The sequence below is a fragment of the Mariniflexile maritimum genome (assembly GCF_009746565.1).
In the GTDB taxonomy this organism is placed as follows: Bacteria; Bacteroidota; Bacteroidia; order Flavobacteriales; family Flavobacteriaceae; genus Mariniflexile; species Mariniflexile maritimum.
Map to the genome: position 1 here is coordinate 76,306 of NZ_WRPN01000008.1, position 13,166 is coordinate 89,471.

A 13,166-nucleotide genomic window follows, 5' to 3' on the forward strand; every position below is an offset into this window, starting at 1 on the left:
ACAAACGCTGGCTTCCCTTTTCAAAAAAAAAACTATTTAACAAACGGGTGATATTCAAATTTTTGACCTCCAACCGAGGCATCGGCCATTAAACCGGCTTTGGGTAAAGCAATAACCATAACCCCATCGGAATAACTGGCATTTTCAGATTTTCCCTCTTCGGCTATCACTGCGGAAGCTTCAGCAGAAAATTCATAGTTGGCATTTTTAAACTTTTCCAGAGCGGCATCGGTTTCAAAAAAGATAACCTCTATCACGGCTTGCCCACCTGCTTGAAGGCCAATGTTCACTTTTTTCAAACTGGTCATGCCCACAGCAACGCCATTTTCGTATAAAACGCCATTGCCACTGGCACCGCCAATAATTAATCCGCCTTTTCCAACGTTAGGAAAAATGGCATAACCAGAGGCGTTTTTAAAAAATTTATCCAGTCCAGCGTCTTTAGCCAATAAGGTTTTTTTTGCATATTCGGCATCTGCCATTATTTTTTTTTCTTTGTCGTTTTGTGCAGTGGCACCAAGGGTCGCTATAAGGATACAAAGTGCCTATATGTGTTTTAAAGTTTTCATATTTTTTATTTTTTATTTTTTATTCATCAAAGATATAGTGCCGTTGTTTTAAAGAATACCTCAATTCATTCCATTTTTAACTCACAAAAATTAAATGGTAGTTTTTTGCGTTTTAAGAGGCATGGATCTGTATGGTTAAGTCCGGTTTTAATTTTTTTGGTTGCCAGAATATTAAAACCGACTTAAAATAGTTGGTAAATAAAATGGTTAAATACTTATTGTTGGCTTTTTGAATATGTTTATTTTGGGTTTAAATGTTTAAAACTATTTTTTATCCGCTTGCTTTTTTGCGGCTTCTTCTGCTTCTTTTCTAGCTTTTTCCTTTTCTCTTTCTTTCTTTTTAAAATAGCCCCTTAACAAGAAATTATGTTTGGCGGCTTCCATATTTTGTTGTAAGCCTTTAGAGCCTTGTCTTAAATTTTCCATGGTCTGTTCCATATCCTTGGCAACATCTTCATCATTTAATAACTTGCCCAAAGTGCCTTCGCCTTCATTGATGTCAATAAGCATGGTGGCCAGTTCGTCGGTGATTACCTCGGCATTTTCTGCTGAAATTTTAATAGACGAAAGGATGTCGTCAAACTCAACAGGTTCTATGGATTTAATGGAAGCACCGGCCTTAATTTCCGATGAATTTGGGCTTCCTTGTGAGATCATTAAAATTTTATCGCCAATAACCCCCGATGCTGTAATGGATGCTTTGCTATCTTGTTTTATGAATTTTTTTACATGCTGGTCCAACAGTGCCGTTACATTTACAGTAGAATCATTAATAATTTCAATGTTTTCAATTGTTCCTACTGATATACCCGAAAAACGCACCTCACCACCAATTTGTAGTCCGCTTACATTACGGAAATGGGTATTGATTTCAAATTTGGAACGGAATAAATTTTGGTTGCTTCCAATGAAGAAGATGATTACAAATAGAATCAAAAGCCCGAAGGTGACAAAAATCCCTAATTTTATTTTATATGCGTTTGTTTTCATAAATTTTTATTTAAAAAATGATTGGATGTAAGGGTCTGTGTCGTTTAAAAAATCCTGCAAGCTGCCTTCCTTGTATATTTTTCCGTCCTTGATCATGGCTATTCTATCGGCTACGGTTTTTGCACAATTGATGTCGTGGGTTATAATAATGGATGCATTGTTGAATTTTGTTTTCGTGTCGTTTATTAAATGGCTTATTTCGTTGGAAGTTATGGGGTCTAGCCCCGTTGTGGGCTCATCGTACAAAATAATTTTTGGGTTTACCACCAATGTTCTTGCTAAACCAATCCTTTTTTTCATGCCACCCGATAATTCTGAGGGCATTTTATCGATGGAATCGGGCAAGCCAACATTTTCCAAGGCTTCCACAATTTTGTTTTGTATGTCGTTTTTCGAAAATTCCTTGTTCAATCGTGAAAGTGCGAAAGTTAGGTTTTCGCGTACGGTCATAGAATCGTAAAGTGCAGCCCCTTGAAACAAAAAGCCTATTTTTTTTCTAACTTGCATTAAATCGTCTTCACTAATATTGGTTAACTCATAGTTGCCCACCGTAATGCTCCCTTCGTCATGCCTTAAAAGTTTCACGATACATTTAATCAATACCGATTTTCCCGAGCCGGATTTACCGAGCACCACCAAATTCTCCTTTTCAAATAATTGCAATGTAACACCATCAAGAACTTTTTGGTTTCCAAAACTTTTTTTAAGGTTCTTAATATCAATAATGGTATGTGCTTGTTTTTCCATTATAGCAAATCGGTTATTTGTACGGCAATTAAATCGACAATTATTAACAATAAAGAAGAGGTTACAACCGCCGAATTTGCTGCAACACCAACACTTTCGGTGCCTCTCCCTGCATGGTAACCTTTATAACAGCCCACTAAGCCAATAACGGCCCCAAAGAAAAACGATTTGATTACAGCTGGAAAAATATCCATAAAATCTACCTGTGTAAAGGCTTGATTTAAAAACAGTGCTATGGTAATATTGTCTTTAATATTTATGCCCAACCAACTCCCAAAAATACCAATGGCATCGGCATAAAGTGTTAGTAACGGAATCATGGTGGTAGCTGCAAGAACCCGGGGTACAACCAGAAAATTTATAGGGTTTGTGTTCGATACTTCCATGGCATCAATTTGTTTGCTTACACGCATGGAGCCTAGTTCGGCACCCATACTCGAGCCTATTTTGCCGGCACAGATTAATGCTGTAATAACGGGGCCCATTTCCCTGATGATGGAAATGGCAACCATGCCCGGTAACATGGCCACAGCACCAAAATCAACCAGAGGGGGGCGCGACTGTATGGTTAAGACCAAGCCCACAATTAAGCCTGTAATGGAAACCAACCCAATAGATTTATTGCCTATTTGATAGCATTGCTTTAAAAATTCCTGAAACTCAAATGGCTTCGTTATCACATTCTTCAAAACGGTTTTTAAATACGCCATAGCATGGGCAATGTCTATAAAAAACCTACTGCTTTTATCTATTACCCATGTTGTTAAAGCGGAAAGGTTTAACATAGATTTGGCTGAATGTGATGTATTTTTAGGCATAGTTTCACTCGCATATTTTGGGCTAAAATTACACACTTGGGACAGGTTTAGATTTACATGATTTTTTAAATTACTTATAGAATCCCAACAAAAGCGGGTTACTAAATGAATCAAGGAAGCTTAAAATAGAAAAATGGAATACCCATCAATTAATGCACACTTAAGCCGAATGTATTTATGGAAATGTTTCGTTTCGCCTGATAACCAAAAACCTATAAGTGTTTAATGGTGGATTTAAAAAACAAAAAAGCCCAATAATCAGTCGATTATTAAGCTTTTTTCTGTGGAGTCGCCGAGATTCGAACTCGGGTCCAAACAAGTAACCAAAGGGCTTTCTACACGTGTATTCTTTTCTTGGGTTTTCGATGGCAACCTGGTTAAAGACAACCTAGTTACCACTTAGCTTTTTAAATTTCGAAAGGGCATCAAAGCACTACCCAATCTATGTTAACTTTTACGATGCCTCAAAAAAGAACGCCGTTAACCAAGGCTTTCCGGAGACATTTAGCTTTCCCGCCTTGCGGGACTAGGCCTATCTTACTTTATTCAGATTAAGCAGCTAAAGCGTAGTTATTCTCGCCGTTTAAAGTTCGATTTAGCCTTTTACGTGTCTCAAAATCATTACACGACGTGCTTACCGTTCAATTAATCTCGCTGTCAAAACCAGTCGACCCCGTTATCAATAAATTAGTAATTTGGGCGTTACCCATCCCGATAGCTTTCGGGATGCGTCAGGTTTTCCGCTATATCTTTTTAAAAACGTCATTGCCCGTACAAAGCACGTGGCAATTCTACAAATTCAATCTTGTACAATGTTAACGGTACTCTTATTTTTAAAAAGGATGCCGCTTCAACCCTTAACGCGGGCTGCAAAGGTATCAAAAAAACGTTTCAAATCCTTAGCAAATTCTAATAAGATATTTCAAAAACCATTCCAATTTTTAAAAATGGCAAACATTCCTTCTTAAATAATCACTCGAATTAAGAAACCTTGTAAACGATTTTAAAAATAAAAGGTTTTTTAATTGAAAAACAATAGATTTACAATCTACAAACCATAAAATTTTAATGTCTAAAACAGCTTTAGTTACAGGAGCAGCATCGGGTTTGGGTTACGAATTGGCCCTTTTATTGGCAAAAGATGACTACAAATTGATTTTGGTTGATATTGATGCCGTATGTTTAAAAAAGACAAAATCAGCCCTTGAAAAAACTACTTTGCTGGAAGTTGTTACCGTTGTAAAGGATTTAAGCGAAAAAAATGCCGCCGAGGCCATTCTTAAAAGTATAAACAATCAACCTATCGATGTTTTAATCAATAATGCAGGTTTTGGCCTGTATGGCTCGTTTGTGGAAACCGATTGGGAGCGCGAGTGCGACATGCTGCACCTACACATTGTTACCACCACCCATTTAACCAAATTGGTATTGGAGGGTATGGTAAGGCGCGGTTCTGGGAAAATTTTGAATATGTCGTCGTTGGCAGCTTTTCAACCGGGGCCTTTAATGGCCATTTATTACGCGTCAAAGGGCTATATGCTTTCATTTTCTGAAGCGATTGCAAACGAGTTGAAAGGCACGGGCGTTACCGTTACTGCCTTATGTCCTGGGCCTACAAAAACTGCATTTCAAGAAACGGTTTCGTCCCATTCGTGCGAAAATAAAATCACTTTCAATATGGCATCGGCAAAGGCTGTGGCTGCCTATGGGTATAATGCTATGCAAAAAGGGAAAACCTATGCCATACCCGGTAGGTTCAATAAATTTTTGGCCGTTTTGCCACGGTTACTTTCCAGAAATGCGGCCGCCGCCGTTGTTAGGCACATTCAGGAAAAAAATAGGGATTGATAAGGCTTGTTTAAACGTCAATTTTAATTTGCTGTAAAATTTCTTTTGTATTCAACAACCAAAACCGCGCCAATCCCTAAAGTATAGGCTACTAAATCAAACACATTAAAGGTACTGCCCAAAATGGTTTTTGCCAGTAGGTTGTTCTGTAAATGAAATGCGTTTAAAATATTGGTGAGTTGCAAAAATTCTATTAAAAAGGAAAACAGCCACACCGCTAAGGCAAGTTTTAAGAAATGGATTTCCATAAAGCTTTTAATAAAACAGTATATAAGGATAACCACCAGAAAATCGCCAAACGTATGACGAATAAATCCCGTTTTTAAATAAAGTGCTATCGCGACTTCGATAAGAAAGAGTAGGGAAGTGATTGCAAGGTAGGTTTGGTTGAGCTTCATTTTAATGGTTGTTGCATAAGCGGTTACTCATAAATTTTTAAATCATTGAAATCTTGAATACTGTAACTGGGCAGTACATATTATTTCCCTTTTCGGTAAAAGGATTGTAATGCAAAACGCAACCCCCGATTTTTTATTCAGGGGTAACGCTAAAAAACCTGTAAAATTAGCCGTTGTTCCAATCTATTTTTCTGGATACAAACATAACGATTCCCAATATGAGGAACAACCCGATGCTACCAACCAAAAGCGCATAGTTTTCCAATTGGATGATAACGTATATGAACGTGTAGAGTGCCGATAGCGACAACCCGATAAATACAGGGAACTTTATGGATTTTAAGATGGATTTTGAGTATAACGTGATGAGCGCGATCACCGATATACCCGCTATTACATAGGCCTTTAGGAAATTACTGTGCTCGGAAATGGAAACCAAAAGCGTATAAAACATGGTAAGTGCCAACCCAACCATTAAGTACTGAAAGGGGTGAATGTTTATTTTACTAAGGGTTTGAATTAAAAAAAACAGTAAAAAGGTGAGCGCAATCACCAAAAAACCGTACTTCGCAGAGCGTTCGCTTTTCTGGTATTCATCCACCATCACCATGAATTTTGTGCCAAATGCGAATTGGCTTAGGTTTGGTATATGGTTTAGGTGCTGTTGCGAAAAGGCACGGTTGATGTGCAGCACGTTCCAATGGGCGCTAAACCCGTTTTTTGTTATTTTTTTGGTTTCGTCGTTGGGTAAGTAGTTGCCCATAAAGCTGGGGTCGGCCCAATTGGAGGTCATTTGCATGCTGGTTGTTTTTCCAATGGGGATTATCTCTATTTGCTCGCTACCATTAAATACCGTGGTAATGCTGAACTTGGTATTTTGTGTGCTTGTAGTGGTTTTTGTGTTGATAAAATCCGACTCCAGTTCGTCTAAATACCGGTCGCCATTTTGCGATGCATCGTTAAAATTGGTTTGGAACGCATAGGTGCCGTTATCAAATTTCAACTGCATCTCACTTTTAATGCCCTTTAGGTTAGAGGTTTTAATGATAACGGTTGCCTTGTCCCAGATAATATCGTCGTTTTTTATGTCCTTGGCTGTTAAATCGGTAGGTATGAAAAATCCTGAGAAGTTCATGGTTGTTGAAAATACGGCCGATTCAAAATTGCCCCGTTTCAACTTTTTTGAGTTCACTTTAACATCCGAGTTTAATGATTCCGGAAAAATATAGGCATAATTTATGACGGTTTGGGTTTCCTTTAAATAGGTTTTTGTTTTTTCGTTAAACGTGGTGGTTTCAGAATACGTTTTATAGGGCAGTTTTAGCATAGGGCCATATACCAAGACGTTGTTGCCCCATTTTTCGTTGATTTCGGTTACTACTTCGTTTTGGCGTAGCGCACGTTCATTGATCAAGGTATTGATGTAGCTTAAGGGAATCAATAAAATGATAATTAAAAACCCTACCATGAGCATGCGTGCCGTAATGGATGTTTTTAGCCAATTTCCAAATTTGTTTTGCGGTTGTACGTTTGTGTTTTCCATGATTTATTAATTTAAAGTACTTTGTTTTTCAAAGTGAAAGGTTAAAAAAAATTCTATTTGTTAGTGTTTATTGATTAATTTTTCGAGTGCGTCAATATGTTTTTTAAATTCCAGTTCGCCCAATTTGGAAGTGGTGTAGCGGGTGTTTGGTTTTCTGCCAATAAATTGTTTTTCAACATGAATGTACTTAGCGGCTTCCAATGCTTTGGTGTGGCTAGCCAAATTGCCGTCGGTAACATCCAAAAGTTCTTTTAGCATATTAAAATCGGCATACTCGTTCACCATTAGAACAGACATGATGCCCAACCTAATGCGGTGATCGAAAACTTTGTTTATGTTGTTGATGAGGCTCACTTTGCGGGGTTATGGGTTGTTAAGGTATTGGGTTATTAAGTTATTGGGTTATTAAGTTATTGGGTTATTAAGTTTTTGGGTTATTAAGTTGTTAAGTTATTTGGTTATAAAGTTATTGGGGTTAAGTTATTGAGTTGTTGTAACAATATTTTTTTTGTTTTGTTTAATTGCTGATGCAACTGAAAACTACTCCAAATCATACTTAAAGTACATCCAAGTTCCATATACAATATGCATCACGCCGAAACCCAAAACCCAAAGCCAAAAGCCATAGCCCGGAAATGCAGCACCAATAAGGCCCAAAACCAATTGAATATAGCCCAAATACCGAATATCGCCTATGCTGTATTTTGAGGCATTTACCAAGGCCAGTCCGTAAAAAATAAGCATTAGGGCACCTGCTTGTCCGTATTTTTGCTGATTTAAAATGATTAAAATGTACAAACCGCCCACCACCAACGGAATTAAAAAATTAACCACCAAGCGTTGCGAGGTGGTATCCCAAATTTTAGCACCGTTTTTATTGGCTTTTTTTGTGGTTAACACAATGGCGGTAACAATACTGAAAAACGCTACTAAAATTAAATCCAACAGCACTAACCTGAAAATTTTACCATCGAGAATTAACGTACCGTAGCTGTAATTTGTTACCAGATAATAGGCAATGGCGGCTCCAATAATCGCATACACACCTGCCATGATGCCCGATAGGCCACTAAGAGAAATAAACCGCGATGATTTGTTCATTAGGGTTTTGATTTCGGTAATATCCTTTAGATAATCTTTTGATTTCATATAAAAGTACTTTGAAATACAAAGTAAATAAATAATTTTGAAAGTAGCATCATAATTTTTTGTTAAGTTTGGGGAAATGGAAGAGAATTTTTAAGAAACAATTTGATGGTAGTGTTTTCAGACCTATTAGGTTTTAAAAACCTAGCAGGTTCTATTTCAGTGTTGAATGGTTCTAAATTGATTTTTTCTAGTACTTGAATTCCTTTTGCAATGATGCAGCTCCTTTGGGGGGTCCCAAAAAACCCAGCAAGGATAACATGTTTATAGACGAATAGGTAATAAATGAAAAGTAAGCCCAAGAGGGACCTTTAAAAGATTTATAGGATGTTTTGCGGAACAACAAGGCCAGTTTTATAGCCTTTAAAGCGCATTGACCGTTTTCCTAATGGCTACCAAATTGGTCAATAATTTTTCCAGATTATCCAAATGCAGCATGTTGGCACCGTCGCTTTTGGCGTTGGCGGGGTCGAAATGGGTCTCTATAAATAGCCCGTCCACATGGTTAACAATGCCGGCGCGGGCAATGGTTTCAATCATATCGGGGCGTCCGCCGGTAACGCCGGCTTCTTGGTTGGGTTGTTGTAGGGAGTGGGTAACGTCCAAAACCGTTGGTGCGTATTGGCGCATGGTGGGAATGCCACGGAAATCGACAATCATGTCTTGGTAGCCAAACATGGTGCCGCGGTCGGTTATCCATGCTTTGTCGTTTCCAGAATCATATACTTTTTGTACGGCGTGCTTCATGGATTCCGGACTCATAAACTGGCCTTTTTTTAAGTTGATTACTTTGCCGGTTTTTGCGGCGGCCACCACCAAATCGGTTTGGCGCACCAAAAAAGCGGGTATTTGCAGCACATCAACATACTGGGCGGCGAGGTGTGCATCGCTAATTTCATGGATATCGGTAACGGTGGGCACATCAAAAGTTTCAGAAACCTTTTTTAGGATGTTTAGGGCCTTTTCATCGCCAATGCCGGTAAAACTATCCACACGGCTACGGTTTGCTTTTTTAAAGCTTCCTTTAAATATGTAAGGTATTTCCAGTTTGTTGGTAATGTTTACCACTTTTTCGGCAATGCGCAATGCCATGTCCTCGCCCTCAATGGCACAGGGGCCGCAAAGCAGGAAAAAATTGTTGGCGTTGGTATGTTTTATTTTTGGGATGTCTTGAAGCTTCATGATTTTAAATTTAAAGTTTGTAAATATACCAATATAGATTGAAATGTATTTGTCTTCATAGCAAATTTGAAGCTGTTACTTGGTGGAAAGGATTCATGCGGTAGCGGGGGGGATTTGGATTTTCCTAAAGAAGCACTTTTTTAAATGGTAAGCCACGAGTTTAGCTGATGGGTGCAATAGCGATAGCAGTGGCAGCCTTTTTTGCGCGCCCTTATGCGCAAAAAAGCTAGAACGGATAGCGCGACCCCTTGTAGCCTAGGCGCTTAGATTGTTTTGTGTGCAAAAACTTTATGGCCACAAGGGGGATTGCCAAAAATAAACTATTCCATAAATTATCCATTATTTATATTTACCTTTGCACCCTCAAAAATAAGAGACCTTATATGGCGAATATTAAAAATATTGCAATTATTGCACACGTTGACCACGGTAAGACCACCTTGGTTGATAAAATTATGTACCACTGTCATTTGTTTCGTGATAATGAAAATACGGGCGATTTAATTCTTGACAACAACGATTTGGAGCGCGAGCGGGGTATTACCATTACCTCGAAAAACGTTTCGGTTATATATAAGGATACCAAAATAAATATTATAGATACACCGGGTCACGCCGATTTTGGCGGTGAAGTGGAACGCGTATTGAATATGGCCGATGGGGTGCTGCTATTGGTGGACGCTTTTGAGGGCCCCATGCCACAAACCCGTTTTGTGCTGCAAAAAGCGATTGATTTGGGCTTAAAACCTTGTGTGGTAATCAACAAGGTGGATAAGGAAAATTGTACCCCCGAGGAAGTGCACGAAAAAGTATTCGATTTAATGTTTGAACTGGGCGCCGAGGAATGGCAGTTGGATTTCCCTACGGTTTATGGGTCGGCGAAACAAAACTGGATGAGCGACGACTGGAAAAACAAAACAGAAAGTATTGAGCCCTTACTGGATATGGTGATTGAACACATTCCGGCACCAAAAATTGAAGAAGGCTCTACCCAAATGTTGATTACCTCGTTGGATTTCTCGTCGTTTACAGGCCGTATCGCTATTGGGCGTTTAACACGTGGCAATTTGAAAACGGGACAAAATATTTCGTTGGTAAAGCGCAACGGGAGCATCCAAAAATCTAAAATAAAGGAAGTACACATATTTGAAGGTTTAGGCCGCAAGAAAGTAGATGAAGTGCAAACGGGCGATATTTGTGCATTGGTAGGTTTGGAAGGTTTTGAAATTGGCGATACCGTGGCCGATTTTGAAAACCCACAAGGCCTTAAAACCATTGCCATTGATGAACCTACCATGAGCATGTTGTTCACCATTAACGATTCGCCTTTTTTTGGAAAAGATGGCAAGTTTGTAACATCGCGCCATATCAAGGATCGATTGACCAAGGAGCTTGAAAAAAACCTGGCCCTTCGTGTGAACGAAACCGACAGTGCCGATAAATTTATGGTTTTTGGCCGTGGTGTGTTGCATTTATCGGTATTGATAGAAACCATGCGTCGTGAAGGTTATGAGTTGCAAATTGGTCAGCCACAAGTAATTATAAAAGAAATTGACGGCGTAAAATGTGAGCCCGTTGAAGAAATGACCATCGATTTGCCAGAAAACGTATCGGGCAAGGCCATCGAGATGGTTACCCTTCGTAAAGGCGAAATGTTAAGTATGGAAGCCAAGGGCGAGCGTATGGTTTGCCAATTTCTTATTCCATCACGCGGTATTATAGGCCTAAGGAACCAATTGCTAACGGCCACCGCAGGTGAAGCCATTATGGCACATCGTTTTAAAGAGTACCAACCTTTAAAAGGCGGTATTCCTGAGCGTCAAAACGGTTCGTTGGTATCTATGGAAAAAGGGCAGGCGATACCATATTCCATTGATAAACTGCAGGATAGGGGCAAGTTTTTTGTAGATCCGGGCGAAGATATTTACGAAGGCCAGGTTATTGGCGAAAACTCACGTGGCGATGATATGACGGTGAACGTAACCAAGACCAAAAAACTGAGCAACGTACGTTCGTCGGGTGCCGATGATAAAGCCAGAATCATTCCTGCCATAAAATTTTCGTTGGAAGAAGCCTTGGAATACATTCAAAAGGACGAATATGTTGAGGTAACGCCCAACCATTTACGCTTGCGCAAAATTTATTTATCGGAAGTAGATCGCAAACGAAATAAATCCGTATAACATGGTTTTTTTAGGCATTTCGTTGGTAGAATGGGTTGGTTATGCAGCTATGGCAACCGTTTTAACCTCTTTTTTAATGAAATCTGTTACCAAGCTACGAATAGTAAACTCCCTGGGGTGTTTACTATTTGTAGTTTATGGTGTTATGCTTGAACCACTTTCCAAGCCCATTATTGTAACAAACACAGCTATTTTCTGCATAAATTTGTATTACTTGCTAAAAAAATAAAGCACACATTTTTTAGATATATAATTTCTTACGTTTTAATGGCGCAATCGTATGGTAGCGTAAAATGATTTTGTATATTTGGTTTCTTATAAAGGCCTATGGTTTCATGTGCCTTCAATGCTAGTTGTTAAACTATTCAACCAAAGCTATATAACCAACAAGTAAACGTACAGTAATTGAAAAAACTTCTCGATTATATCAATAAAAACGTTTTAGTAAAAGTTACGTCGTTGCAAGCAACCTCTGTGCTTATCAAAATAATTGCGGGTATATTAACATCCAAAGCCATAGCTATTTTTATTGGCCCAACGGGGTTGGCCTTAATTGGTAATTTGCGCAATTTTGTAAGTTCATTTCAAAGTATTGCAACACTGGGGTTTTATAACGGTGCCGTAAAGTATATTTCGGATGTAAAGGATGATGTTGTTGCGCTTGGTAAAACCATTTCAACCATTTTCTATACGGGCTTTATCGCAACTATTTTAGTGTCTTTTATTTGCTATTTTAATGCACATGCCATTAACAATATCATATTTCCGGTGTATAACAACTATGCGTATGTGATCAAGATTTTTGCCATCGTGCTTCCTTTTTATGCCTTGAATATGTTTTCATTTTCAATAATGAATGGATTTTCAAAGTATAAAATTCTCATCATTATCAATATAATTGGGCAAATTTTAAGTGTTTCGGTTGCTTTGTTGCTTATCTACCAAAATAAAATCGATGGTGCGTTAATATCGGTAGTCATTGCAGAATCCTTAATATTTCTTATTACCCTAGTAGGTATAATTAATAGGCGAACGCTGGTGCCATTAATTAAAGTAGGGCATATAAGCTTTGGTTTTTTCAAGAAGATAAGCTCCTATTCGGCCATGGCCATTTTTGCTGCCATTATTATGCCTCTTGTTGCCATAGCCATAAGATCGTACATTATTGAAAATGTGGGTTATAAAGATGCTGGTTTTTGGGAAGCCATGACCCGCATATCCCATTATTATTTAATGTCTGCCACATCTTTAATGGCACTGTACATATTGCCCCGATTTTCAGAGATTGACGATGTTAAGGAGTTTAGAAAGGAAGTATTTAGCTTTTATAAAACCGTAGTCCCTTTTATGGTTGTGGGTTTGGTGTTGATGTATTTTTTACGCTCGGTTATTGTGAGTTTTATATTTAGCAGCGAGTTCAAACCGGTCGAGGAACTGTTTTTATGGCAATTATTGGGCGATTTCGTAAAGGTACTTTCAACCGTTATTGCTTACCAGTTTTTGGCAAAGAAAATGTTTTGGCACTACATGTTAACCGAGGCTTTTTTGGTTGTCATATTGTACACCACAAGCGTTTATTTTATTGATTTGTACGATCATGTAAAAGGGGCCGTTATTGCACATTTTGTAAGCTATGTTATGTATTATTGCATCATTCTGCTCATTTTTGGAAGTTCGCTTTTTGGGGTGGATGCGGAAAAGGCTTAGTATAATTTTTACATTTAATATTTAATTAAAGTAAT

The 13,166-nt window shown here is 38.4% G+C and carries 12 protein-coding genes and 1 other RNA gene; 3 read left to right on the forward strand and 10 right to left on the reverse strand.

The features are described 5' to 3' along the window. Window positions 1–32 precede the first annotated feature (32 nt). The 5 genes from GQO80_RS11225 to ssrA all read right to left on the reverse strand — a co-directional run bounded on the left by GQO80_RS11225 (window position 33) and on the right by ssrA (window position 3,799). Complete coding sequence (locus tag GQO80_RS11225) at window positions 33–482, reverse strand: lipid-binding SYLF domain-containing protein (protein ID WP_198037771.1); 450 nt, start codon at window positions 480–482, stop codon at window positions 33–35. 351 nt (window positions 483–833) lie between these two features. Next, window positions 834–1,559, reverse strand: coding sequence for an MlaD family protein (locus GQO80_RS11230; protein WP_157208457.1), 726 nt, complete (start codon window positions 1,557–1,559; stop codon window positions 834–836). 6 nt (window positions 1,560–1,565) lie between these two features. Next, window positions 1,566–2,306, reverse strand: a complete 741-nt coding sequence (locus tag GQO80_RS11235) for an ABC transporter ATP-binding protein (protein WP_157208458.1) — start codon at window positions 2,304–2,306, stop codon at window positions 1,566–1,568. After that, entirely contained in the window at window positions 2,306–3,091 is a 786-nt protein-coding gene (locus tag GQO80_RS11240) for an MlaE family ABC transporter permease (protein ID WP_157208549.1), read from the reverse strand. The genes GQO80_RS11235 and GQO80_RS11240 overlap by 1 nt, the downstream gene beginning before the upstream one ends. 314 nt (window positions 3,092–3,405) lie before the next feature. Continuing rightward, window positions 3,406–3,799, reverse strand: a transfer-messenger RNA (tmRNA) gene (gene ssrA / locus GQO80_RS11245). Between the two features lie 393 nt (window positions 3,800–4,192). Here ssrA and GQO80_RS11250 point away from each other — a divergent pair. Next, a complete protein-coding gene (locus tag GQO80_RS11250; RefSeq protein ID WP_157208459.1) occupies window positions 4,193–4,972 on the forward strand; it encodes an SDR family NAD(P)-dependent oxidoreductase in 780 nt (259 codons plus the stop codon). A 23-nt stretch (window positions 4,973–4,995) separates the two neighbouring features. Here GQO80_RS11250 and GQO80_RS11255 read toward each other — a convergent pair whose 3' ends face one another. From GQO80_RS11255 to kdsA, 5 genes are all read right to left on the reverse strand, one after another. Then, window positions 4,996–5,370 carry a ribosomal maturation YjgA family protein gene (locus GQO80_RS11255; protein WP_157208460.1) on the reverse strand — a complete coding sequence of 125 codons (375 nt, stop codon included), beginning with the start codon at window positions 5,368–5,370 and terminating at the stop codon, window positions 4,996–4,998. Between the two features lie 166 nt (window positions 5,371–5,536). Next, window positions 5,537–6,913: a cell envelope integrity protein CreD gene (gene creD, locus GQO80_RS11260; RefSeq protein WP_157208461.1), complete on the reverse strand. Its 1,377-nt coding sequence runs from the start codon at window positions 6,911–6,913 to the stop codon at window positions 5,537–5,539. A gap of 60 nt (window positions 6,914–6,973) precedes the next feature. Next, the gene (locus GQO80_RS11265) at window positions 6,974–7,267 is read right to left on the reverse strand and encodes a winged helix-turn-helix domain-containing protein (RefSeq protein ID WP_157208462.1); all 294 of its coding nucleotides are present in this window, start codon (window positions 7,265–7,267) and stop codon (window positions 6,974–6,976) included. 186 nt (window positions 7,268–7,453) lie between these two features. Continuing rightward, on the reverse strand, window positions 7,454–8,062 hold the full coding sequence (locus GQO80_RS11270; protein ID WP_157208463.1) for a hypothetical protein: 609 nt from the start codon (window positions 8,060–8,062) through the stop codon (window positions 7,454–7,456). A 360-nt stretch (window positions 8,063–8,422) separates the two neighbouring features. Continuing rightward, window positions 8,423–9,241, reverse strand: a complete 819-nt coding sequence (gene kdsA, locus GQO80_RS11275) for a 3-deoxy-8-phosphooctulonate synthase (RefSeq protein ID WP_157208464.1) — start codon at window positions 9,239–9,241, stop codon at window positions 8,423–8,425. A 383-nt stretch (window positions 9,242–9,624) separates the two neighbouring features. On the opposite strand from kdsA, the gene typA reads away from it, so the two are divergent. Continuing rightward, a complete protein-coding gene (typA, locus tag GQO80_RS11280) occupies window positions 9,625–11,424 on the forward strand; it encodes a translational GTPase TypA (RefSeq protein ID WP_157208465.1) in 1,800 nt (599 codons plus the stop codon). A gap of 405 nt (window positions 11,425–11,829) precedes the next feature. Beyond that, complete coding sequence (locus GQO80_RS11285) at window positions 11,830–13,131, forward strand: O-antigen translocase (protein ID WP_157208466.1); 1,302 nt, start codon at window positions 11,830–11,832, stop codon at window positions 13,129–13,131. Window positions 13,132–13,166 lie beyond the last annotated feature (35 nt).